Here is a 24,619-nt window from a genome sequence, read left to right as displayed (position 1 = left end):
TTAATTACAATATTGATTAATAGCTTGCTGTACTTGCTCGCGTTTGAGCTCAATCTCGCGACTGTCTAAATATTGGCGTTTACCGTTAGCGTCCATCTCATAAATGCGGCCACCTACGTTGAGATTCGTCAAATTATTGCGTAGTGACTGGCAACGCTGGGCATTGGCATTGGCTTCTTGCTCCTTAATACGTGCCTCTAACTGCTCGATGCGCTGCGCTTCAGCATCTTTTGGAGCCGTGTTTGTATTATCACTGGTTCTACCAGCCATTTGGCCAGGATCTGCTTGCCGCCCATCGCTACGAAATTCAATCATCTCGACATTTTTGCCATTTTGCGGTGCATGTTGACTGTACTTAACCTCGCCATATGCTCCAACAGACTTATAGACCTGAATAGCATGACTTGAATTGATAGATGCTAATAAAACAGCTGTAGTCAGCAAACCTAAAAAAAGTTTAGATAAGGTCGTTTTTAAAGGGGCATAAAGCATTCACAGCGTCCTTTTACTTATAAAAAGTGAGGTTTTGTTTAGTGACGTTTCTATATGGTTATATCAATCTATAAAAAGTAACCAGCTATAAGAGGTAATAGTTAACTACAAACATGAGACTACGAGCATATTATACATAATAATAAAAACTTAGCTCAATTTTAGCAAAAAACATTCGCCATGATTTAGGTAAAGTTTTTTATTTAACACCCTGTTTTAAAGCCATAAAATCATATATTAGCTTATAACTCTATTTCAGCCTTACAAAACTTATAGTTAGGTTTGGGCTTCATAAGTTTTTCTTGACAATAGCGGTTAAAACGGTGACTATAATGACAGTTGGTTGGTCAGTGAGCGGCATCTATGATATTGCCGTAGCACTTGAAAATAAGGTCTGCAAACGACTTATCAGTGGTTTTGTCAGCTTTATTTTCTTTGTGACAATAGTGCAGCAAGGATAGCAGTCATCAATAGGCTTGTTGTCGCTTGTGCTATTTGTCTCCGGACTTATCGGTCTACAATGACTAAGAAAAACTTATTATTTAATTATTTATACACCTGTAACTTATAATCCGATTTATTAGCTATTAATAGTGGCTTGTTTATTATATAAATCGATTTGAGTAAACGTTATAAAGGTTTTATAGCTCATAACAGTAAGTACGCTAATTGAAAGTAAAGCACAATTTAATCATTGTCTTTAGGAGCACGTTTTTATAGTGTTTGCTTTTAGCTGCTCATATTATCAGTTGTTACTTTTTATCATGTTATAGGTTTAAGCCCATAATAAGCTTCCTTTATAGGTGCGTCCGCATCTAGTCATTATATCGATAATATCCCATCACAAAACTGACCCTAAAAATAGCTGTGTTCGAGTAGCAATGGGCTTTGTATGTTATAAAGCTAAGCTATTTTTGCATAGTGGGTAGATACTCTTCTATGGACAATGATGAGCACTATTTTTGAGTAGTATAGGCAGCTTAATTCATAATTAGGCACTGATAACTACTTATAAAAGCTGCGACTCTGCGCTGTAAATAAAGGTGATGATAGTGACGCAAACTACGCAAAGTCCGAATATGACCGGACATACGCAAACGGCTAATGCCGCCAAACATTTCGAAGAAAAGCAGCAACAGCTTGCTGAAGGTAATCACGAGCCTGTGATGCTATCAGGCGCTGAGATGCTGATTCAAGCGCTGACTGACGAAGGCGTCAAGTATATCTTCGGTTATCCCGGTGGAGCAGTTTTGCATATTTATGATGCGCTGTTTCAACAAGAAACTATTGAGCACATTTTGGTGCGTCATGAGCAGGCGGCAGGCCATATGGCGGATGCTTACTCACGAGTGACGGGTAATACGGGTGTGGTACTCGCCACTTCAGGCCCTGGCGCGACCAATACCGTGACCGCTATCGCGACGGCCTTTATGGACTCAGTGCCGATGGTTATCATCTCAGGTCAGGTACCTAGTAGCCTTATCGGTGAAGATGCCTTCCAAGAGACCGATATGGTAGGTGTCTCTCGTCCTATCGTTAAGCATAGCTTCCAAGTGCGCCATGCTAGCGAAATTCCGATGATTGTCAAAAAAGCTTTTCATATCGCCAGCTCCGGTCGTCCAGGCCCTGTGGTTATCGATGTGCCAAAAGATATGACTGCGCCTAGCGAAAAGTATGCTTATGAGTATCCAGCGGAAGTCGTCATGCGCTCTTATCAGCCATCCATGAAAGGTCACGGCGGTCAGATCAAAAAAGCGGTTGAGACTTTACTAGCGGCCAAGCGTCCAGTAGTGTACTCAGGTGGCGGTGTCATTTGGAGTAATGCGCACACGGAGCTTCGCGATTTGGCGCATCGTTTGAATTTGCCCGTGACTAATACCTTAATGGGTCTTGGTGCTTTTGATGGTACTGATGAGCAGTTCTTAGGTATGCTAGGTATGCATGGCACTTATGAGGCCAACATGAGCATGCACCACGCTGATGTTATCTTGGCAGTGGGCGCGCGTTTTGATGATCGCGTCACTAATAATGTGAAAAAATTCTGTCCAAACGCGACAATTATTCATATTGATATTGATCCGGCTTCGATCTCAAAGACTATTTTTGCCCATATTCCTATTGTAGGCGATGTCAAATCTGTACTCACGGACATGCTTGATATCATCGGAGACGATAAAGAACTTGATCAGCCAGCATTAACCGATTGGTGGTCGCAGATTAATGAATGGCGTAAGCGTCATGGCCTTCGTTATGATACTAGCACTGAGCACGGTATCAAGCCGCAAAGTGTAGTGCAAGCGCTAGACAAAGTGACGAATAGCAATGCCATTATCACCAGTGACGTCGGTCAGCATCAGATGTTTGCCGCTTTGTATTACACTTATAGAGAGCCGCGTCAATGGCTCAACTCAGGTGGTCTAGGTACGATGGGTGTGGGCCTGCCTTATGCGATGGCCGCTAAATTGGCTTGTCCGGAGCGTGATGTCGTTTGTATCACTGGTGAGGGCTCTATTCAGATGAATATTCAAGAGCTATCGACTTGCTTGCAATATAACCTACCGGTCAAAATCTTAAATATTAACAATGCTCAGCTTGGTATGGTTAAGCAGTGGCAAGACATGCTCTATGAGGGCCGTCATGCTCAGTCTTATATGAATTCTTTACCCGATTTTGTCAAATTGGTCGAGAGCTACGGTCATGTTGGGATAAAGATCACTGACCCTGAAACCATGGAAGCACAAATAGCTGAAGCCATGGCTATGACAGATAAGCTAGTATTTATTGATGTCTATGTTGATCGTAATGAGCACGTCTACCCTATGCAAATAGCAGGACAGACGATGCGTGATATGTGGCTAACCAAAGGAGAGCGTACCTAATGCAACAACCCCATTTGATCTCGGTATTAATGGAAAACGAAGCAGGATCGTTGTCGCGATTGGTCGGTTTATTCTCGCAGCGTGGCTATAATATCGAGACCTTGAACGTCGCTCCAACGGATGATCCAACTATCTCACGTTTGACGCTAACGACGATTACCTCTCCTGAAAAAATAGAGCAGATCACCAAGCAGTTGCATAAGCTTATCGAAGTGGTTAAAGTGCTTAATCTGTCGGATACGGTTCACGTAGAGCGCGAGCTGATGCTGATTAAAGTACGAGCTACAGGAAGTACTCGCGAAGAGATTAAACGTAGCGCTGATATTTTCCGTGCACAAATCGTTGATGTTAATGCCAATTTATATACTATTCAGATCGTAGGTGACAAAGCCAAGCTCGATGGCTTTATCGATACTATTGGTCGTGAGAGGGTATTAGAAGTGGTACGCTCTGGGGTCATCGGTATCGCTCGCGGTGAAAAAACGCTAAGCGTCTGATAAACGGTACAACTATTATTTATTTAAAACTGTAAACTCAAGCTCTAAACTTATTTTTATTATTACTATGAAGCTTATAGCAGACAGTCGTTAGACAGACTGTTGCTGCTATAAGCGTTTACTAGCCATGGCTTCCCATGATTGAGGAAAAGGACTCTATATATGAACGTTTTTTATGATAAAGACTGTGATCTCTCTATTATCCAAGGCAAAAAAGTAGCCATTATTGGTTACGGCTCACAAGGCCATGCTCATGCTCTAAACTTACAAGACTCTGGCGTAGACGTCACGGTAGGTCTTCGCGCCAATTCTGGCTCATGGAAAAAAGCGGAAAACGCTGGCTTGAAAGTAGCTGAAGTTGCTGATGCAGTAAAAGCGGCTGACGTGGTTATGATTTTGACTCCTGATGAGTTCCAAAAAGAGCTTTATAATAATGAGATCGAGCCAAATATCAAAGAAGGGGCAACGCTTGCCTTCGCTCATGGTTTTGCTATTCATTATAACCAAGTAGAGCCGCGTCAAGATCTTGACGTTATCATGGTTGCGCCAAAAGCGCCGGGTCATACCGTACGTAACGAATTCACCAAAGGCGGCGGTATCCCTGATCTTATCGCCGTTTATCAAGACGCTTCAGGTACAGCCAAGCAATTAGCCTTGTCTTATGCGGCAGGCGTTGGTGGTGGTCGTTCAGGTATCATTGAGACGACTTTTAAAGATGAGACGGAAACCGATCTATTTGGCGAGCAAGCAGTCCTTTGTGGCGGCGCGGTAGAGCTAGTAAAAATGGGCTTTGAGACGCTTACCGAAGCTGGTTATGCGCCAGAGATGGCTTATTTTGAGTGCTTACATGAGCTCAAGCTTATCGTTGATTTGATGTATGAGGGCGGCATCGCTGATATGAACTACTCTATCAGTAACAACGCTGAGTACGGCGAATATGTGACGGGTACTGAGGTCATCAATGAGCAATCACGCGAAGCGATGCGTAACGCGCTAAAACGCATCCAGTCTGGCGAATACGCCAAGATGTTCATCTCTGAGGGCGCCACCAACTATCCTTCAATGACTGCTCGTCGCCGTAATAACGCTGAGCATCAAATTGAGATTACTGGCGCCAAATTGCGCGGTATGATGCCTTGGATCGGTGGTAATAAAATTATCGATAAAGACAAAAACTAAGCCATAAAAGCTAAAATATAAGCGCTATTTATAGTCCTAGTTTTAAGCGTAAATTTTTATATCAATAGTAGCCCGTGTTATCACTTTGATAGCATGGGTTTTTTATTAAGTCCTATCCGTTATAAGCATAGTAAGGTTTCTATAACCCTTATAACTTACTTGAAAACCGCTGCTGGTTCCCTCATAAAGATAGTTGCCCCAATTCTTTGACTGTTTTAGGTGTATAAATCAAGCGGCTCATAATCTAAGCTTACTTGTAAAATAACTCAAAACTAAATTTTTCTTCAAAACTATAGGTTGTGTTGTGCAAATACCAAATCTAGACTGGCTAACGCCGCAGTTCATATATATCACTCTTAGCGCCGTAGTAGCTATTCTTATTTGGATAGAGTGTTCAATGCTCAAGCGCAGTGAAGGTAAGCTGCCCAAATCAGCACTTTTTAAGTTTAGCTCTTTTGCCGATACCGCTTGGTTTTTTGTCTCAACGATCGTGCTTTATGCTATAGATTTAGCGCCACTAGCGGTAGCAGTGCCAGCCGCTTATGGTATCTACACCGTTTTTGGCTGGATATATGGCACGCGTTTACTCAAGCGTAAAGGCATTCCAGACTCGCCCGCTGATTTGGTGGTACCTGTCAAATACATCGCTTATAGCCAATCTTTTGCTATGATATTTTTTGCTTTATGTCTGTTGGTATTGGCATCGCCTTGGTTACCAATTGCTAGCTAAAAGGGTCTGAGTTATAGTAGTTTTTATTTGAGGCTTTATTTTAATAGATTTTTTTGGAATAAAAATATCATAATAGTGATATATTTCATGGACATAGGATAAGATAGTTAGCGAGCAATATTTTACAAATATAGCTAATTTATCCTGCCATTAGCTCTAAAAGCTGCTATAATCAAGGAGTATTCATGAATGGTAAGACCATTAACGGCAAATTATCATTAAGATATATTACTATTATTGGTTAGGCAATCGCCAATAAATTCATTGAATATTTATCAATTAATCGGTGTTGACAGTCGTCTCACCAATAGTCAAAGAGTTAGGAAAATTTATGTCTGATAAAGTTGAAGGCACTGTAAAGTGGTTTAATGAAGCTAAAGGTTTTGGTTTCATTGCACAAGATAACGGCGGACAAGACGTATTCGCTCATTACAGCGCTATCCAAGGTAGCGGTTTCAAAACGCTAGCTGAAGGCCAAAAAGTATCTTTCATCTTAGGTGAAGGTCAAAAAGGTCCACAAGCTGAGCAAATCGAAGCCCTTTAATCTTAATTACAGTTAAGCTTGATTGAATAATCAGTCACTCTTACTGTTCAAAGATTTTATTGCTACAAAGCTTACTGTGTTGTTATAACAACAAAAATATTGTTTAGACTGTATCCCAAAAGCAACCTCTGATAAGGTTGCTTTTTTTTGTTTAAATTTAAGCGGAGTTTATCAATTTATAAGCCAAATTCTTTTTGGAGTTAAAGGCATCACTTACCAATGTTCAACAGCTTCTAATACATAGTAAAAAGAAAATAACAGGCAGAGGTGGTTTGATATCTTACAATACCTATTATTTATACTATACATCTTTAATACTACTAGGAAAATAATATGGACTGGCAAGCTTGGTTTTTGATTGATTGGCAACAAGTTGTTGGTATAGCTCTATCAGTGCTTGGGTTTTACTTTTGTCTTATCCTATTTACCCGTCTCAATGGTTTGCGTAGTTTCTCAAAATTATCAAGTTATGATCTGGCTATGACGGTGGGTATCGGTAGTATTTTGGCCTCTACGGTATTGTCAAAATCAACTTCGCTAATGCAGGGCGTGTTTGCTATAGCTATGTTATTTACCTTGCAAGGATTGTTATCTATCGTTAGACGAAAATTCAAACCTGTTAAAACGCTTATTGATAATCAGCCTGTTATTTTGATGGCAAATGGAGAGTATCTTTTTGATAACTTAAAAGAGGCGAAGTTAAGTGAGAATGATATCAAGCAGATATTACGCAAAAACGGAGTCAAATCTAAGTCTGAGGTCTTTGCAGTCATTATGGAGACCACCGCTGACATAAGTGTCATAAAAACTAGCGATACTAGTCCTGATTGGTCATTGTTTGATGATATTCGCGATAATAAAATCCTGGTAACCGCCTATGATAACGGTATTAAGCAAAAAAATAGAGTTGAGGTGTTTTCGAAACAATAACAAAAAGTTAAGCAATTTGCGAGTCACTAATGCTATAAAGGGTAATAATAGCAAGGCTTCAAAAAGACTAGCAAGCCAAGTATACTTTTAATTATGGTATTTATTCAAATACTTATAAATTTATGACCCATTATTCACGGCGTCATCTTGACCTACAGGCCTTGCTCACGCAAGATAGTCAGGTCTTATAGTTAGCTTAATGAACAAGTACAATAAACCAGCTTAACCAATAAATAGAGTTAGTCTGATTTATAATAGTGAATCTTCATTTTAAAAGTAAACTCTCTAATAACCATAAATAAATGGTTTTAATCCATAATATCTAAAAAAAGAGGAACGTATGAAAGCATTAGTCGCGGTCAAGCGTGTCATTGATTATAACGTAAAAGTTCGTGTCAAAGCCGATCACTCTGGGGTAGATTTGTCGAACACCAAGATGTCTATCAACCCATTTGACGAGATCGCTGTTGAAGAAGCAGTACGTCTTAAAGAAGCGGGCGTCATTGATGAGATCATTGTCGCTTCTATTGGCCCAAAAGAGTCACAAGAGCAAATCCGTGCCGCTCTAGCTTTAGGAGCTGACCGCGGGGTATTGGTACAGACTGACGAGAAGCCATATCCTTTGCAAGTGGCTAAAATCCTAAAAAGCATTGCTGAGTCGGAGTCTACCGATATTATCTTACTAGGTAAGCAAGCTATCGACGATGATAATAACCAAACCGGTCAGATGTTAGCGGCGCTAATGGGTATCGGTCAGGGTACTTTTGCCTCAGAAGTAAAAGTCGAAGGTGATAAAGTTAACGTCACTCGTGAGATTGATGGTGGTCTACAGACGGTTGCATTGACGTTACCAGCAGTTATCACTACTGACCTGCGTTTGAATGAGCCACGTTACGCTAAGCTGCCTAACATCATGAAAGCGAAGAAAAAGCCGCTTGATGAAAAAACCCCAGCCGATTTTGGTGTGGATATGACCTCTAAGCAGCAAATTACTAAGGTTGAACCACCTGCTGAGCGCAAAGCTGGTATTACAGTGAAGTCAGTGGATGAGTTGGTTGATAAGCTCAAAAATGAAGCTAAAGTAATCTAATATTTTAAGGATTTAGTGCTATCAAAAAATAGTATTAATAGATTGATAGCGATGACCTTTTATATTTACAAAACAATGATTACGCGAACTTATAAAGGATAAAAACAATGGCCATTTTGGTATATGCAGAACATGACAATGCCAGTCTAAAAAAGGCAACTCTAAATACTATCGCTGCTGCGAAAAAGATGGGCGATGACATTCATGTATTAGTCGCTGGTAGTGGCGCGCAAGCCGCAGCCGATGAAGCGGCAAAAGCGGAAGGCGTGAGCAAAGTATTGTTAGCAGACAACGCCGCTTATGAGCATCAATTAGCCGCAAACATTGCTTTATTAGTGGCTGATGTGGCAGGCGATTATAGTCATATCGTCGCTCCTGCTACTACTACTGGTAAAAACTTCATGCCGCGCGTAGCAGCTTTGCTTGATGTAAGCATGCTATCAGAGATCTCAGCGGTTATAGATGCACAAACCTTTGAGCGTCCTATCTATGCAGGTAACGCTACTGCTACCGTTAAGACCTCGGAGGACAAAGTAGTAGTCACAGTCCGTACCACTGCTTTTGATCCAGTCGCTAGCGAAGGGGGTTCAGCGACCGTTGAAACTATCGATAACGTACAAGATGCAGGCAAATCAAGCTTTGTCAATGAAGAGATGGCGAGCTCTGATCGTCCAGAGCTTACCTCAGCTGGTATCGTCGTTTCTGGTGGCCGTGCGTTAGCTAATGGCGAGAACTTCACTAAGTATATCGAACCACTAGCTGATAAGTTAGGGGCTGCTATTGGTGCATCGCGAGCAGCAGTTGATGCCGGTTATGTGCCTAATGATATGCAGGTCGGTCAAACGGGTAAAATCGTTGCGCCGCAGCTTTATATTGCTGCTGGTATCTCAGGCGCTATTCAGCATTTAGCGGGTATGAAGGACTCTAAAGTTATCGTAGCTATCAATAATGATCCAGAAGCTCCGATAGCTAGTGTTGCTGATTATTTCTTAGAAGCAGATTTGTTTGATGCTTTACCTGAGCTAACTAGTAAAATCTAAGTGATCAGTCCAAAAAGATTATAATTAATTAAACCCTACTATTAGAAATAGTAGGGTTTTTTATTGATCAATTTTTATATTTAGCGAGTTGCCTACGATAGTTATGACAGACGCTAAGGATAGCTTTAGTATTAACGATAACTCCTTTGCCGCAAAGTCTCATAAAGACACAGTGAGCCTGCAATAGCGACGTTTAAGCTTTCTTGACCATTGGGCTGCGGTAGCGCAATTGGGGTAGCGCACTGCATCAGCTCATCGCTAACTCCTTGACCTTCGTGACCCATTATCCAAGCTACTGGCTTAGATAAGTCATAATCATAAATAAGGGTATCGGTATGCGAGCTGGTAGCTAATAAAGGAGACTTTACCTTAGCTAAAATATCATCAATAGCTAAATTCTCATAAATTGTTAGCGCAAACTGAGCGCCCATGCCAGCACGCAGAGTCTTAGGTGACCATGCCTGTGCGCTGTTGATCGTGCAAAGTACGGTCTCAATACCAACAGCGGCAGCGGTGCGCAACAACGTACCGACATTACCGCTATCTTGTACATCATTTAAGATCAAGCAGTCACTCTCAATCACTGGTAGATCTAACGCAGGTATCTTGATGATGGCCATGATATCAACGCCAGTGCCAAGCGTACGGATACTGCTGTATAGCGAGTCTGACAAAATCAAAACGCTGGTATATGTGGGCAGGCGCGATAGTATCTGCTGTACCTCGCTATGGCTTTGCGCTGACTCAGCTACTAATACTTGCACCAGCGAGTAGTCACTACGTAAGGCAGCATCCAGCAAATGAATGCCTTCTATGACCGTTTGCGCTTGCTTTTTGCGCTGGCGAGCTTGAGTCAGTAGAGCTTTGGCTAGCTTTACCGTGGCATTTTTGTCTGAGGTAATAAGCTCGGTAGGATTAGAGATCATAAAAGGCCATTTAAGGTTTTAACAGTTAGATTGATAATAAAGCGTAGAATAACATTTTTAAAAGTGGGTGTTATTCGCCGTGCTGAATATGTAACTGCTTGATATAGTCCACTTCATTTTTACTGCCTAATACCACAGGAACGCGCTGATGGATATCGGTAGGCTCAATATCTAAGATACGAGTGACCGCATTGGTTGCCATACCACCAGCACGCTCTATAAGTAAGCTCATAGGATTGGCTTCATACATCAAGCGTAATTTACCAGCCTTATTGGCATACTTAGTATCAAAAGGATAAGTAAATAGACCGCCGCGGCATAAAATACGGTGTATGTCGCCGACCATAGCAGCGACCCAGCGCGTATTGAAGTCGCGACCCCTTACGCCTGTCTCTCCAGCAATGACCTCATCGATATATTGCTGCATAGGCTTGCGCCAATAACGATAGTTTGAGGCATTGATAGCATATTCGCTGGTGTCGGCGGCGATTTGTACATGGTCATTAATCAATAAATAATCACCGCTGTCAGGGTCTAAGCTGAACATCACCACTTTGTCATTAACGCTCAAGGCTAGCATAGTGGATGTGCCATATAATAAGTAGCCTGCTGCTAGCTGCTGCGAGCCGGCTTGCAAAAAGTCTTGATCTTCACTGCTATGACCTTGGCGCTGATAAGGCAAAATTGAGAAAATAGTACCCACTGCCATATTGATATCAATGTTGGAGGAGCCATCGAGTGGATCAAATAAAATCAGCAAGCTGCCATCTTTATTGGCTGGAGTTGCATGATCAAGCTCTTCTGACGCAACTCCTGCGCAATGAGGGTTTTGTGCTAGGGCTTTTAGTAGCATATCATTGGCTAGTACATCGAGCTTTTTTTGTTCTTCACCTTGCACGTTTTGATTACCAGCTTCACCTAAGATGTCAGCTAACGCGCCTTTTTGTAGCAGTTGTGAGATAGTTTTGCCAACCTCAGTGACGGTAGTGATAAGATCACTGACCGCAGCGTTTGCTGAGTGCTCATTAAGATATTGTGCCAAGGTAATCATAGGGTATCCTAAAGTATAAAAGGGTAATAAGGGTGAAGGTAGTGGCTAAATCGCTAATAACTTTATTCTATTTTTCATCATTCCAAAAATCAGCTACACTATAAGAATTCTTGACGAGAATTATTGGCTTAGGCTTATCGCTACTATAGCTATTAATAAAGCTACTACTGCCACTTGCTATGACAAAAAGAGCTGCCCCAAAATATAAGCAGTGTAAAGGGTTTTATATTGACTTAAACTTTGCCAAATAGCGCCAGCTTACTCTTAATAATAGCTGAAATCGACATTCAACATAGAGCAGGGTAAAGTGTAGCAAATAAGCGCTATAAAGTCTTTTGCTCTCTGCCTTTTGCTCTATGATTATATAAAAGTTAACAAGCGATGTAAGTATGAATTTTTATGATTGTCTATAACAATAGTCAAAATTAGATTACCACTCTACAACCCTTTAGTCCTCTAAACCCATTTATAAAGACTTGCTACTATGTCAACTTCTACTCAAACTCATCCCGCCCAGCCTTCCTTATCCACTGACTCGGCTAAGCCTGATCCTAAAGCTATTCATGAGCAGCTCGATATCTCTCTGAGTCGTCCGCAGCTCAATAGTGATGGTAGTATCCGTCATTTTTTGGGAGTGGAAGGGCTTAACAAGGTGCAATTACAAAAAATCATCGCCAAAGCTGAGACTTTTATTGATGATAATGGCCAGCTTATCAACCGTCCTGAGCTTGAAGGCTGTACGGTGATGAATTTGTTTTTTGAGCCCTCCACTCGGACGCGTACCACCTTTGAGGTAGCCGAAAAGCGTCTAGGGGCAAATGTGTTAAATCTAGATATTGCCAGCTCTAGTGCCAAAAAAGGCGAGAGTCTACGCGATACGTTATGGAACTTGCAAGCAATGACGGCAGATATTTTTGTGGTACGTCATTCAGCGTCAGGAGCCGCCCATTTTATGGCAACCGAAGTGACACCCGACATTGCTATTATCAATGGCGGTGATGGCTGGCACGCGCACCCGACGCAAGGGATGCTTGATATGCTCACCATTCACCGTGAAGCGCCGCGTCCGTTTGAGGAGCTCTCGGTAGCGATTATCGGTGATATCAAACACTCACGAGTGGCGCGCTCTGATATTAGTGCGCTACAAACACTTGGGGTAAAAGATATACGAGTGATTGCCCCGCGTACGCTTTTACCTAAAGGGATTGAGCGGTTTGGCGTCAATGTTTTTGAGGACATGAATGAGTGCGTGACCGACTGTGATGTCATTATGGGTTTGCGTATCCAAAATGAGCGTATTGGCTCGCCGCTGCTCGCTTCATCAAGCGAGTACTATAAGCACTATGGTATTACACCTGAGCGCGTTGCATTAGCAAAGCCTGATGTGCTTATTATGCATCCAGGCCCGATGAACCGAGGCGTTGAGATTGCCTCAAGTGTAGCAGATGGCGCGCAGTCTGTGATCTTAAAGCAAGTTAGCAATGGAGTCGCCATTCGTATGGCAGTATTGTCGCTAGCGATGGAGGGTCAGCGCCGCCATCAAGCGCTTGCTAACTGATATTTACATACGCCTTTTTAGACTTTTTTAGCCCTTTTATCGATACGGTAATAACGCTCATGACCCAAATTACAAATTCAGATACTACTATGCACGATTTACTGCCAGAGATATTTAAACAATCATTATCAGCAGCGGCTACGACTCAGCTTGCAGGCCTAGATGCTAATAGTGAGAGGTGGTTATTACCGCCCTTAGTCGATCTATGTGCGCGCTTGCGTGAACCGGGGCAACAGCAGCATGGCACCTTGATCTCAGAGGGGCGTGCTGCCCGCGGCAATGGCTTTTTGCATGTGGTAACGCCGCCTGATACCAATCCTATTTTGGAGAATGGTTCTTTATTAAAAGGCTTACGTGAGCGTGCTTTGGAGGATGGTGGTATTTACTTGCACATTCTTGGCGCTTTGACTGAGGGTCTAAAAGGGCAAAACCCTTCTAATATAGCGGGTCTAAAAAAAGGCGGCTGTATCGCCGTCTCGAACGCGCGAAGACCTTTTGCTAATGACTTAGTGCTACTGCGTACTTTGGAATATGCCGCAACTTTTGGCCTAAAAGTATTTTTTTATCCTGATGAGCCTAGCCTCTCCAGCGAAGGAGTAGCGCATGAAGGTTATATTGCCTCTTATCATGGCTTGCAAGGCATTCCTTGGATCGCTGAAACGGTAGCTTTATCCACTCAGCTTTTGATGGTGGAGGAGACAGGGATTTCTGCGCACTTTAGCCAATTATCGTGCAAGTCGTCGGTTGAGCTGATGCGCTGGGCGAAAGATAAGGGTTTGCCTGTAACCTGTGATGTGGCGATGCATCAATTGTATCTAACTGATGATAATTTGGAGGGGTTCAATGCGCAAGCGTACGTATTACCGCCGCTACGCAGTAATACCGATCAGCAAGCGCTGCGCCGCGGCCTACAAGATGGCACCATAGATGCGATTTGTAGTCATCATGAGCCTCTCAATGCCACTGCCAAAAAAGCGCCTTTTGCGGAGAGTACGCCAGGCATTTCTAACTTTGATACTTTTATGGCTTTGGCCTGTCAGTTAGTGCGCGATGAGATATTAACCTTAGCGCAATTGGTTGACAAGATCTGTCTTAATCCTGCCAAAATTGCTGGTATTAGCCATCAATATGAAAGCATTGGCGGCGCTATTTTGGTAGATCCTAATATGAAGTGGCAAGTGACTAACGATACTATGCTATCCAATGGTAAAAATACGCCTTTCTTTGCGCAGCAGCTGCAGGGGCGAGTAGTGGAGACTTTCTTTGCCTAAGCATTCTTGGCCTAATAGTCGGTTGTCTAATGCTAATAGGCACAATAAAAGCACCGCTAGTGAATCGATCAAAGCGGTCGCTATTTATGAGATTGTCAAAGGGCTAGGCGCTTTATTAGGGGCAGTCGCCTTATGGCGATGGCATAGTAATCTTGAGCTGTGGCTACAGACAGCGACAGTCTCTTGGCAGCGTAACTTTGGCAAGATATTAGCGCCGCAAATAGAGAGCAGCGTGCAGATTGCGCAGCGAGCCAGTCAAAACTGGCCGCTGTTCTTATTATTTATCTGTATCTACGCCACTATTCGTTTTGTTGAAGCTTATGGCTTATGGCAGGATAAAACTTGGGCTTATTGGTTTAGCGTCTTGGGCTACGGGATATTTATTCCCGTTGAGGTATATTATCTAGTTACTAGCCCCTTTGACTGGTTTAAACTATTTATTTTGCTGCTTAATATTATTATCGTCATCATCGTTTATCGCAACATGAAACGTAAGGGTTTGATATAAAAGGCGTAATAAGCTGCTATCTATAATGTTTAACTCAATGTTTTGTGAGCTTTAGCTATAGGCTCCTCTTCGCTACGGATGCTTTTGGCAACTTTGCCGACGCTAAGACCTTGCACTAATATTGAGAAGACCACCACCGCATAAGTTAAGGCTAATAAGATATCGCGCTCGGCTCCAGCAGGCAGCTGTAATACTAACGCTACAGAAATACCGCCGCGCAGTCCGCCCCAAGTCAGCACTTTCCAAGCGCCAGAGGGCAGATCCAATTGACGGTTAAAAGTCTTAGTGGTCATTCCTACAACGATAAAACGGGCGGCAAGAGCGATAACAATAGCTAAGCCGCCTGCGATAAATAAATTGCCAGAGTAAGCAATGATGACGATCTCAAGCCCGATTAATACAAATAAAATAGCGTTTAAGATCTCATCGATTAATTCCCAAAATAGGTCGATGTAGTGCCGCGTTTTATCGCTCATGGCTAAAGCGCGGCCGCGATTACCTACCATCAAGCCCATCATCACCATCGCTAATGGCCCTGATAGATGCCAGTGACTAGCAAGAGCATAGCCACCAATGACGCCAGCCAAATTAAGTAACACCTCTTCTTGATAGCTATCGATGCTCTTAAGTAAGTAGTACAAAATAGCGCCTAGCCCTAAGCCAAAGACAATACCGCCGCCAGCCTCTACGGCTAAAGTATGAGCGACATAATTGGCCGTTGGAATATCACCGCTGGTTAAAATCCCTAATAAAATAACAAAAATGACTACGCCGATACCATCATTAAATAAGGACTCGCCAGCGATGACGGTCTCCAAACTTTTGGGCGCGCCAGCAGAAGCCAAAATACCCATGACAGCAATAGGATCAGTTGGCGATATTAACGCACCAAATAATAAACACCAGATAAAGGGTAGAGAAAAACCTAACAGTGGCAGCATCAAATAAATAGCAGTGGCTATCAGTACGGCAGAGACGATAGTGCCAATGCAAGCTAAGATACCAATGGGCAGCTTATAGCGCCGTAAGTCGCCAATATTGATATGTAAAGCGCCAGCAAACAGCAGCATCGAGAGCATACCATCCAATAACACTTCAGTAAAATCAAGCTGCTCTAACAGACTAACTTCATAATCGATCAGTTGATCAAAGCCTAAAAAGCCCAAAAATATAGCAAAAATAGACAGCAGGATAGAGATGACCATGACGCCGATAGTGGTAGGTAACCCAATAAAGCGATGATTGACATAGCTTAACAGTGCGGTTATCGATAAAAAGATAGCGCTAATCTCAAGGATGCTTAAGCTGGCAGTAGCTGTCATAAAAAGCTCTCAACTGGTTTGATAGAAATATAATAATAAAAATAAGGATAAGTCACACAAAAAAGAGCTAAAGAGGATACCGCACTAACTTATTATGATTGGCTCGCTAATGCTCTACTAATGTGCTTATCAAACTGACTGGTATAAGTAAAATACTGATGCTGAGCATCTTCACTTTGAATAAATTGTCTGGCTTGCGCGCATATATCGCTAAGATCAGCTGCCAACTCGCTATAGGCCAGATTGTTTTGTCCAGCGGCTTCAATAAGTTTTAGCTCGTGTAATAAAGCCTGCCTTTGCGCGCTATTTACCCTAGCATAATTAAGATCCGTTAAAGCGTGGCAAAGCGCCTTTAGCACCATCAAATTTGTAATAGCATAACGGCGTATCTCTCCTAAAGAGGTATCAATAAAGTCTGATATCTTTGGCGTTTTTGTGACCAATGCTAGAATAGAGGCTTTGGGTTGATTGACTGTTATATCGGTAACATCTTTATTAGGTTCAGGCGTATAAAAATGATAAGGACTAGGGGGTTGCCGCCGCATCATCACACTCAAGCAAGAGGTTAGAGACTGGACACAGTTCACCGCAGTCTTTGGGTCATTGATACCAGGGGATAGCGCGCGTATCGCAATCTCAGTGATTTGACTCAAGCTGTAGCCAATATCATTAGAATGAGAAGGACGCTTGGCTAATTGAATACTAGTAGCAAAGCGCTGCCAAAATAGCGCATCGGGTGCACGGGGCAGAATGGCTAAATTTGAGGTTTTGGTTTTTTGCACATAACTGTGATGATCGGCAGGACGCTGATGAAAATAGCCCATAATGTTTTTATCAGTGACAAAGCTGCCCAAGTTGCTATGCAGTTGAATAACGCCGCCATAGTCTTGGGCTAATACTACCAAAGATTCGGTATAAATCTGTAATAGGTAGCCTGAAATTGGCGCATATATAGCGGCGGCTGGCCAATCTAGATACTCATCGATATCTTTGGCAGTGGCATCACGCTGATGCTGAATATCGCAGTTATCACTATACCAATAGTGAATATTTTCGATAGCATCGCTACTAGCCCCTTGTATCACGTGAGAGGCCTGAATGCCGTGTACCATATGTTGAATGAAATACACCAACAATAACGCGCAAATAATAGCCATGATAATGGCAAAGGTTACCGCTAGCTGCGGTACGCCAAAGCTGACATCAAACTTATGAATGGATTTTAATACCAGTAGGCTATAGCTAAAGGTGCCAATAAAAGCCCCTAACACTATCTGGTTGGAGGTATCGGTCAAAAAATTACGCAGCAGCCTAGGCCCAAACTGGGAGGAGGCCATCGACAAGACTGCGATAGTAATAGAGAAAGTAGTACCAGCAACGCCAAGCACCGCCCCTGCAATAGAGGTCATAATGGCTCTAGCCGCATCATCATCACCAGTAAAAGCAAAGCTGATATCTCTGACAGTCTCACGATCTAGGCGCTGATCAATAGCCAGTAGTAATGGCGCTAGTAGTATTCCTAAGAGTACAAATGAGGTCGGTATAAACCAATAAGAACCTAACAGACGTTGCCAGATACTTTCTAGACGATCGGGTAGGCTGGTTAGGGTTTGCTTTGACCAAAGATCAGCAAAGCGCCTTAGACTCTCTTGACTAGCGCTTATCAAACGGTTGAGTAGCTTTGTTTTGCTATTATTAGGGTCACTCACTAGCGCAGACTCCCCAGTCTTTATTTTTCTAATTATTAGGGCATGTTTAACATTCACAAATGAGCACTGCTGATAGCTAAAATGGTTCTAGTCTAAGTAAAAATCGCAGGCAATGCTCATTGCATTGGCTAGCTGATTTTAGTCAGACGGTTACAACGAATAGAGCGATTTTAGCATCAGCCCTTCTTTATAAATAGCTGTGGACAGGACTCTTTTTTGCCGCTTCATTGTTAAAAAAAAGACGCTTAGAATGACTAAACTTACTATTTTTATTTTCGAATCGCCTAAAAAATAGTCTCTGTCAGTGCCACGGTCGAGTGTTCAACACGCCCTAGTAACCATCCTATAAATACTTGTTTTGACAATATAGTTTATAGCGGCTCATAGAGCGATATAGTAAAGCTACTTTTTTGCTGCCGGATTATCAGCTTCTGTAATAATACTATCAGCCGCATTACCTAGCGGCTGCTTAAAAACATTACGTTTAGGCGAGTTATTTTTATGACGTCTGCCAAAGCGGTAATTATTAGTAGGCTCTTCAGGAATAAGCGCTTTTGGCTGATCATTTTCGCTAGTGTCACTGTCTTTATCGTAAGCTTCAGGGTCAAAATGCGGGCTATGATCGTTATCAAAGCGCTGATGTTTGCTGGTATCCACCGCATGCTTTTTTCGAGGCTGACTATGGGCAAATACAGCGGCAAGCGGCAAGTTTAGCTGCTCTTTAGCAAAAGCTTCCGTATGCTCAAAACGATCTACTAATAGACTAAGCCAAGGCTGTTGATCCTCAGCGCTCATCTCATCAAGCTCGTCTTTGATGGGCAGCGGGTAGGGCAAAGTACGATAAAAGTCCCATAAGCTCATTTTGCTTAGATCTCTTTTTAGCACATAATCATCCTCTTCAGTCATGGTAATTAAGTTACTATCTTTGAGATAATTGATATAGATATACCATTTAGGCAGCTCTTTACGGCCTAGTACATTACGTAGCTCTTGTTCACTGACGACCTCGCCCTTTAGATAACGGCTATAGATCAAGTTGAGCATATCAAGTAAGCTCAATAAAGGATGGCGTGGATAGACCTCTTCGGTCTCAAAGATAGTCAAGGTATAGCTGATCTCAACCCCTAATAAAATCAAATTCCAAGATAAAAATATCCATAATAAGAATATCGGTAAGGCGGCAAAGGCCCCATAAATCGCCTCATAGCTGGTAAAGTTGGTCATCACCGTACCAAAGATATGTTTGAGTAACTCAAATACTACCGCCACAATGACACCTGCAATGATAGCGCTTTTCGCCGGCACGCGAGCTTTAGGAATAAACCAATACATACCGATAAAGCCTGCTACCGTAATACCGATAGAGACTAGCTGCACCCAAAAAGACCAGTCAATCCCGTAGCCTGCGATTTGACGATTCAAAAAGCTCAAACTTTGTACCGTACTTGAGACGATAAAAGCAGTACCTAGCACTAAAGGCCCAAGAGTAATAATGGTCCAGTAGCGAAGGATGCTTTTGAGGCCGCCTGAGCGCTCCTCTACGCGCCATATCTGGTTAAAAGCGCGCTCAACGGTGGTTAAAGTGACAATAGTAGTGACAAATAAAATCATCACCCCAATAGCGGTAAGATTGGTCGATTTTTCGGCAAAATTATTAATGTACTTACTAACCTGTAGGCTTGATTGCGGTAGCAAGTTACTATAAATGACCTCATAAATCTGCGCTCTGACGGAGGCCAAAGCAGGCACTGAAGATAAGATCATCAGTAGCACGGTCACTATAGGCACGATGGATAGCATAGTGGTATAGGTCAGTGAAGCCGCTTTTTGTTGGCAGTTATCTTCAAAAAAGTGCCGAATCAAAAACTTTAAAAACTGAAACCAGCGCTGCTGCAAAAAGGGCAGCTTTTTTATTAACTTTTCCATATCGACTATCTAGAAATATAAAGGTGACAATAGTGTAACAAAATGCTCTATCTACAAGGGTCAGTTATTTGTGTCAAAATGCTAGACAAAGACGCCTAATGGCTTTTGGCTATTAGTGACAAACTCTGACTATGGCTAAGGGCAAATTTGCATGTCAGTTAACGACTCGGGCATAATGCAGTTAATTGAGCGCCTTTATATTAGCTTACTAATCATTATGCTTATAAACCCGTCTTATAAACTAGTATCGTCCAAGAGGAAGTTTCGCCCATGAGTCAGATCGATCCCTATGTGTTAGTGCTCTATTACTCCAGTTACGGTACCACAAAGACTTTGGCCTACGCCATCGCTCAAGGTATAGAGGATGCAGGTATCAAAGCGCGTATTCGCACAGTACCGACTGTAGCGGCTGAAACCACTTCGAGCAAACCTGCTATTCCTGATGAGGGTGATCTTTATTGCACTATGGATGATCTAAAAAACTGCATAGGACTGGCTTTAGGTAGCCCCACGCATTTTGGCAATATGGCAGCGCCTATGAAGTATTTTTGGGATAATACCGTGACTCTTTGGCTAGCGGGAAACCTACAAAACAAACCAGCCTCAGTGTTTACGGCGACAGGCTCTATGCATGGCGGACAAGAGAGCACTTTGTTAACCATGATGTTGCCGCTTTTGCATCATGGTATGATGATAGTTGGCCTGCCTTACGGAGAGCCTGCGCTCAATCGTACTATACGCGGCGGGACTCCTTATGGCGCCAGCCATGTTAGCGGTGCTGCGCACGATCAGCCGGTATCTAATGATGAGCGCGAATTGGCTATTGCTCAAGGTCATCGTCTGGCTATTACTGCCAAAGCACTGTCGCAGGCTAATTGGAATCGCTAAGCGCTAAACCTTGCTGATAAGGATTTAGATTATAATGGTTTAATGCATAATAATTTTGATCATAAAACGGCGCTATAAATTAGGGAAACACAGTATCTAATGTCTACGACTTCTAGTAAAGCTGCGAATACAAAATCGGCTAAAGCTATTAAGCCGAATAAACCGATTGCGCCTATGCAGCAGCGTTTACGGCTGACTTGGCTGATTTGGCTGGCTTATCGCTTATTAGTATTACCGATACTGATTAGCCTTTTTAATCCGACCAATCCTGATATTATCGGTGGTATCGCCTGGTATGGACTGTGGCTCATTCCCGCCTTTATCATTACCCCGTTTATTTTAAAAGGGCGCTCTCCTTATATGCTATTGGTCGGTAGTATGCTGACCTTGGTATATCTAGGCGCTAGTGGCGTGGTGCTATTTACTAGGGTTTATGGCAGTAGTTGGACGGAGATTATCGTTTATGGCCTTGATTTTGCTTTGCTACTAGCGGTCAATGTTTGGTTATTTGTGCTGCTAAAACGCTTGCCATCGATGAATAAGGTAGAAAAATAGCAGTAGTTTACAACCGCTGAAAATGATTACTCTTTGACATAAAAAAGTGGCGCTCTACTATTAAACAGAGTGCCACTTTCTCGTTTTTCACGTAAGAATTCTAGTCGTAATAAAGTGCGTTAAACCTACTTCACGCCTACTAACTAGTTAACGTACTTTACTTAATTCTAAGTCCATTTTCTTACCATCGTTGATCTGACTGACTTTTACCGGTAGATAATCAAGACTTGGCGCTAACCAAAAGCTCGTTGAGCGGCTGTTATCATCATGGATACGGTCCACTCTCACGGTGTCAAAGGTACCGGCTGGCACGGTGATTTTGGTACTGCCAGATCTCTTGAAAGGCGTTTTTTCGACCTTATCTTTTTTGGCCATGTAGTAATTGCCTGAGAATTTACCGTTTAATAAATCTTGGCGAATTTGCACCTCAAGACTCAAATCATCAAAAGCTTGCTGCGCCATGTTAGAGGTAGTGGTTTTGCCTTTATAGCTACTAGTAACTTTTTTACCGGCTGAATTAAAGCTCAGATTATGAGTACGACCCACACCCAACAGCTTATAAGTGGTACTAGCTTTACTGGGACTGACATTATTACCGTTGATCACAAAAGTGCTGCTTTGTGAGGCGCTAGCTACCCCAGCGACTCTCGCTTTGACATTGTAATTCCAAGTGTTACCCGATTTGCTTAAGGTGCGAGTAGCCGTACCCTTATACTTATCCTCAACGGTAAAGCTATAATCAGCGGTTGAGGGCTGAATGGTTTTGGCACTAGCCAGAGTAGGGGCAGTCATAGATAAAGCTCCGATAGCAGCGATAGTGGCACCAGTAGTAAGCATAGTTGCCAGTTTGTTTTTGCTGCGTTTTTCAGGGTTAGAATGATGAATAGAAGATAATAAACTCATGGATAATCCTTAATAATGAAATAGGTAGATAGGAGCTGACGGTGAAGCCAATGCTAATATTTTTCCTAGTCGCTTATTTATTTTAATAACTATTGTTTTTGTGACCCATATTTTTATAAATAGGGTTTGTTCGATGACTAACCCTTATGATGGTCATACCTTGTTACATTTTCAAGAGTAGCCCTCAAATCATACGTTTGCCTCTTGTAGCCAATGTTACCTCAAAGCTTTAATCACTCAAGCTAAGTAACAAGCTGTCAGCTAAGTTGCTACTACGCCTCTATTGATAACTTTTTATTGTCATTAATCCTGTAAATTTTTGGGCTTTACCCTTGAAGCGATACTGCACTGCCCCCACTTTTTGTAACAAGCTCAAAGCTTGTACTTGAACGAATTTTTAGCTGATTTTTAATAACTAAGTTCATGATTAAGGTTAATGATCAAGCTTTATCATTTGGTTTGGGCGCAAGTCTATTGAGACCTTATAAACCCTTAATTTTAATCAACCTTTTGGAGTCATATCGATGAATATCCGTCCTTTACATGATCGTATCGTTGTGCGCCGCATAGAAGAAGAGACAAAAACGGCTGGCGGCATTTTATTGCCAGGTTCAGCGCAAGAAAAGCCGTCACAAGGTGAGGTGCTCGCGACTGGTAATGGTCAAGTCCGTGACAATGGTGAGACTCGTGCGCTAGATGTAAAAGTAGGCGATAAAGTCTTGTTCGGTCAGTATGCTGGTCAAACGGTAAAAGTTGATGGCGAAGAATTACTTATTATGAAAGAGTCTGATGTATTAGGCGTACTAGAAGGTTAATCTCAAAACCTCATACCTTGATTGGTATTAAAGTATTCGAACGAATTGATATCACATTAACTAAAATAAATAATGGAGCAAGTTAACATGGCAAAAGACGTAAAGTTTGGCATTGATGCCCGTAAACAAATGATGGATGGCGTAAACATTCTAGCAAACGCGGTACGAGTCACTTTGGGACCAAAAGGTCGCAACGTCGTCATCGACAAATCTTTTGGCGCGCCAACCATCACTAAAGATGGGGTTTCGGTTGCAAAAGAGATTGAGCTTGAAAACAAATTTGAAAACATGGGCGCACAATTGGTTCGCGAAGTCGCTAGCCGTACTAACGATGTCGCCGGTGACGGTACCACTACTGCTACCGTATTGGCGCAGTCTATCTTGCAAGAGGGCATGAAATCAGTCGCCGCTGGCATGAACCCTATGGATCTAAAACGCGGTATCGATAAAGCGGTACGCGAAGCAGTTCAAGAGATTCATAAGTTATCGACGCCAGCGGATGATTCAAAAGCTATCGCGCAAGTGGGTTCAATCTCTGCTAACTCCGACACCAAAATCGGTGAGCTGATCGCGCAAGCGATGGAAAAAGTCGGTAAGCAAGGCGTTATCACGGTTGAAGAAGGGTCAAGCTTCGAAGATACGCTAGAAGTGGTCGAAGGTATGCAGTTTGACCGCGGTTACATCAGCCCATATTTTGCTAATAAGCAAGATAGCTTGACTGCTGAATTTGAAAACCCATATATTTTATTGGTTGACAAAAAAATCGGCAACATTCGCGAAATCGTGCCATTACTTGAGCAAGTCATGCAATCAAGTAAGCCCTTGCTAATCATCGCAGAAGACGTCGAAAATGAAGCGCTCGCGACATTAGTAGTGAACAACATGCGCGGCGGCCTAAAAACTTGTGCGGTAAAAGCACCAGGTTTTGGCGATCGTCGTAAAGCTATGCTGCAAGATATCGCAATCTTGACAGGCGGTACTGTTATCTCTGAAGAGATTGGTCTAAGCCTAGAAGAAACCACCCTTGAGCAATTGGGTACGGCCAAAAAAGTCACTGTCGGTAAAGAAAACACTGTTATCGTTGATGGCGCTGGTCAAAAAGCTGACATCGAAGCGCGCGTTGACTCTATCAAACGTCAAGTCGAAGAGTCTACCTCTGATTATGATAAAGAAAAGCTACAAGAGCGTATGGCAAAACTTGCCGGCGGCGTAGCGGTTATCAAAGTTGGCGCAGCTACTGAAACTGAGATGAAAGAGAAGAAAGATCGCGTTGATGATGCCTTGCATGCTACGCGCGCAGCGGTTGAAGAAGGCGTCGTGCCTGGTGGTGGTGTGGCTCTAGTTCGTGCTATGAATGCACTATCTGAGTTACGCGGTGATAACGATGATCAAAACGCTGGTATCAATATCCTACGCCGTGCGATGGAAGCACCACTGCGTCAAATCGTTACCAACTCGGGTGAAGAAGCGTCAGTAGTGGTTAACGAAGTTAAGAGTGGTAGCGGTAATTATGGCTACAACGCCGCTTCTGGCGAATACGGCGATATGCTAGAGATGGGTATCCTAGATCCTGCAAAAGTCGCGCGTTCAGCTCTAGAGAATGCGGCTTCTGTAGCAGGTCTCATGCTCACCACCGAAGCGATGATCACCGATCTGCCAGAGAAAGAGGATCCAATGGCTGGCATGGGCGGTGCTGGTGGTATGGGCGGCATGGGTGGTATGGGCGGCATGATGTAATTAGCTCATTCACCTGTAATGCTTAGCAGTTAGAAAAACAGAACCCTGATAGGCTTTAGCTTATCGGGG

General features: G+C 42.7%; 23 protein-coding genes. 16 read left to right on the top strand and 7 right to left on the bottom strand.

Going from position 1 to position 24,619, the window contains the following annotated elements; translation table 11 throughout:
- Positions 1 to 492: a DUF4124 domain-containing protein gene (locus tag M0N77_RS08510; RefSeq protein ID WP_353104778.1), complete on the bottom strand. Its 492-nt coding sequence runs from the start codon at positions 490 to 492 to the stop codon at positions 1 to 3.
- Positions 493 to 824: 332 nt separating this feature from the next.
- On the opposite strand from M0N77_RS08510, the gene M0N77_RS08505 reads away from it, so the two are divergent.
- From M0N77_RS08505 to M0N77_RS08465, 9 genes are all read left to right on the top strand, one after another.
- Positions 825 to 953 (top strand): hypothetical protein, encoded by a 129-nt coding sequence (locus tag M0N77_RS08505; RefSeq protein ID WP_353104777.1) that lies wholly within the window; start codon positions 825 to 827, stop codon positions 951 to 953.
- A gap of 705 nt (positions 954 to 1,658) precedes the next feature.
- Positions 1,659 to 3,371, top strand: a complete 1,713-nt coding sequence (locus M0N77_RS08500; RefSeq protein WP_353105609.1) for an acetolactate synthase 3 large subunit — start codon at positions 1,659 to 1,661, stop codon at positions 3,369 to 3,371.
- Entirely contained in the window at positions 3,371 to 3,868 is a 498-nt protein-coding gene (gene ilvN, locus M0N77_RS08495) for an acetolactate synthase small subunit (protein WP_353104776.1), read from the top strand. The genes M0N77_RS08500 and ilvN overlap by 1 nt, the downstream gene beginning before the upstream one ends.
- Before the next feature lie 162 nt (positions 3,869 to 4,030).
- Positions 4,031 to 5,047, top strand: coding sequence for a ketol-acid reductoisomerase (gene ilvC / locus M0N77_RS08490; protein ID WP_353104775.1), 1,017 nt, complete (start codon positions 4,031 to 4,033; stop codon positions 5,045 to 5,047).
- A gap of 304 nt (positions 5,048 to 5,351) precedes the next feature.
- On the top strand, positions 5,352 to 5,777 hold the full coding sequence (locus tag M0N77_RS08485; protein ID WP_353104774.1) for a hypothetical protein: 426 nt from the start codon (positions 5,352 to 5,354) through the stop codon (positions 5,775 to 5,777).
- Between the two features lie 331 nt (positions 5,778 to 6,108).
- Positions 6,109 to 6,321, top strand: coding sequence for a cold-shock protein (locus tag M0N77_RS08480; RefSeq protein ID WP_353104773.1), 213 nt, complete (start codon positions 6,109 to 6,111; stop codon positions 6,319 to 6,321).
- A 333-nt stretch (positions 6,322 to 6,654) separates the two neighbouring features.
- Positions 6,655 to 7,251: a YetF domain-containing protein gene (locus M0N77_RS08475; protein ID WP_353104772.1), complete on the top strand. Its 597-nt coding sequence runs from the start codon at positions 6,655 to 6,657 to the stop codon at positions 7,249 to 7,251.
- A 340-nt stretch (positions 7,252 to 7,591) separates the two neighbouring features.
- Complete coding sequence (locus M0N77_RS08470) at positions 7,592 to 8,341, top strand: electron transfer flavoprotein subunit beta/FixA family protein (protein ID WP_353104771.1); 750 nt, start codon at positions 7,592 to 7,594, stop codon at positions 8,339 to 8,341.
- Positions 8,342 to 8,448: 107 nt separating this feature from the next.
- A complete protein-coding gene (locus tag M0N77_RS08465) occupies positions 8,449 to 9,381 on the top strand; it encodes an FAD-binding protein (RefSeq protein WP_353104770.1) in 933 nt (310 codons plus the stop codon).
- A 131-nt stretch (positions 9,382 to 9,512) separates the two neighbouring features.
- On the opposite strand, the gene M0N77_RS08460 is transcribed toward M0N77_RS08465, so the two are convergent.
- Positions 9,513 to 10,307: an RNA methyltransferase gene (locus M0N77_RS08460; protein WP_353104769.1), complete on the bottom strand. Its 795-nt coding sequence runs from the start codon at positions 10,305 to 10,307 to the stop codon at positions 9,513 to 9,515.
- A 70-nt stretch (positions 10,308 to 10,377) separates the two neighbouring features.
- Positions 10,378 to 11,358, bottom strand: coding sequence for a class 1 fructose-bisphosphatase (locus M0N77_RS08455; protein WP_353104768.1), 981 nt, complete (start codon positions 11,356 to 11,358; stop codon positions 10,378 to 10,380).
- A 484-nt stretch (positions 11,359 to 11,842) separates the two neighbouring features.
- On the opposite strand from M0N77_RS08455, the gene M0N77_RS08450 reads away from it, so the two are divergent.
- The 3 genes from M0N77_RS08450 to M0N77_RS08440 all read left to right on the top strand — a co-directional run bounded on the left by M0N77_RS08450 (position 11,843) and on the right by M0N77_RS08440 (position 14,695).
- Positions 11,843 to 12,916, top strand: coding sequence for an aspartate carbamoyltransferase catalytic subunit (locus M0N77_RS08450; protein ID WP_353104767.1), 1,074 nt, complete (start codon positions 11,843 to 11,845; stop codon positions 12,914 to 12,916).
- Between the two features lie 89 nt (positions 12,917 to 13,005).
- Positions 13,006 to 14,187, top strand: coding sequence for a dihydroorotase (locus M0N77_RS08445; RefSeq protein WP_353105608.1), 1,182 nt, complete (start codon positions 13,006 to 13,008; stop codon positions 14,185 to 14,187).
- The gene (locus M0N77_RS08440; RefSeq protein ID WP_353104766.1) at positions 14,180 to 14,695 is read left to right on the top strand and encodes a DUF2127 domain-containing protein; all 516 of its coding nucleotides are present in this window, start codon (positions 14,180 to 14,182) and stop codon (positions 14,693 to 14,695) included. Before M0N77_RS08445 ends, M0N77_RS08440 begins: the two co-directional genes overlap by 8 nt.
- 29 nt (positions 14,696 to 14,724) lie before the next feature.
- Here the strand turns inward: M0N77_RS08440 and M0N77_RS08435 are convergent, their stop codons facing one another.
- The 3 genes from M0N77_RS08435 to M0N77_RS08425 all read right to left on the bottom strand — a co-directional run bounded on the left by M0N77_RS08435 (position 14,725) and on the right by M0N77_RS08425 (position 19,652).
- Positions 14,725 to 16,017 (bottom strand): sodium:proton antiporter, encoded by a 1,293-nt coding sequence (locus M0N77_RS08435; protein ID WP_353104765.1) that lies wholly within the window; start codon positions 16,015 to 16,017, stop codon positions 14,725 to 14,727.
- Between the two features lie 92 nt (positions 16,018 to 16,109).
- Entirely contained in the window at positions 16,110 to 17,726 is a 1,617-nt protein-coding gene (locus tag M0N77_RS08430) for a DUF2254 domain-containing protein (RefSeq protein ID WP_353104764.1), read from the bottom strand.
- Between the two features lie 402 nt (positions 17,727 to 18,128).
- A complete protein-coding gene (locus M0N77_RS08425) occupies positions 18,129 to 19,652 on the bottom strand; it encodes a YihY family inner membrane protein (protein WP_353104763.1) in 1,524 nt (507 codons plus the stop codon).
- 270 nt (positions 19,653 to 19,922) lie between these two features.
- On the opposite strand from M0N77_RS08425, the gene wrbA reads away from it, so the two are divergent.
- Together wrbA and M0N77_RS08415 are read left to right on the top strand one after the other, a co-directional pair.
- Complete coding sequence (wrbA, locus tag M0N77_RS08420) at positions 19,923 to 20,540, top strand: NAD(P)H:quinone oxidoreductase (RefSeq protein ID WP_353104762.1); 618 nt, start codon at positions 19,923 to 19,925, stop codon at positions 20,538 to 20,540.
- Between the two features lie 99 nt (positions 20,541 to 20,639).
- Positions 20,640 to 21,095, top strand: a complete 456-nt coding sequence (locus M0N77_RS08415) for a hypothetical protein (RefSeq protein ID WP_353104761.1) — start codon at positions 20,640 to 20,642, stop codon at positions 21,093 to 21,095.
- 147 nt (positions 21,096 to 21,242) lie between these two features.
- Here M0N77_RS08415 and M0N77_RS08410 read toward each other — a convergent pair whose 3' ends face one another.
- Complete coding sequence (locus tag M0N77_RS08410) at positions 21,243 to 21,998, bottom strand: DUF3108 domain-containing protein (protein WP_371834195.1); 756 nt, start codon at positions 21,996 to 21,998, stop codon at positions 21,243 to 21,245.
- Positions 21,999 to 22,522: 524 nt separating this feature from the next.
- Between M0N77_RS08410 and M0N77_RS08405 the strand changes: the two genes are divergently transcribed.
- Complete coding sequence (locus tag M0N77_RS08405) at positions 22,523 to 22,813, top strand: co-chaperone GroES (RefSeq protein ID WP_353104760.1); 291 nt, start codon at positions 22,523 to 22,525, stop codon at positions 22,811 to 22,813.
- An 87-nt stretch (positions 22,814 to 22,900) separates the two neighbouring features.
- Positions 22,901 to 24,550, top strand: a complete 1,650-nt coding sequence (gene groL / locus M0N77_RS08400; protein ID WP_353104759.1) for a chaperonin GroEL — start codon at positions 22,901 to 22,903, stop codon at positions 24,548 to 24,550.
- Positions 24,551 to 24,619 lie beyond the last annotated feature (69 nt).

The sequence above is a fragment of the Psychrobacter sp. AH5 genome (genome assembly GCF_040371085.1).
GTDB lineage: Bacteria > Pseudomonadota > Gammaproteobacteria > Pseudomonadales > Moraxellaceae > Psychrobacter.
The sequence above is the reverse complement of the archived record's forward strand: the minus strand, read 5'-3'. Positions and strand labels throughout refer to the sequence as shown.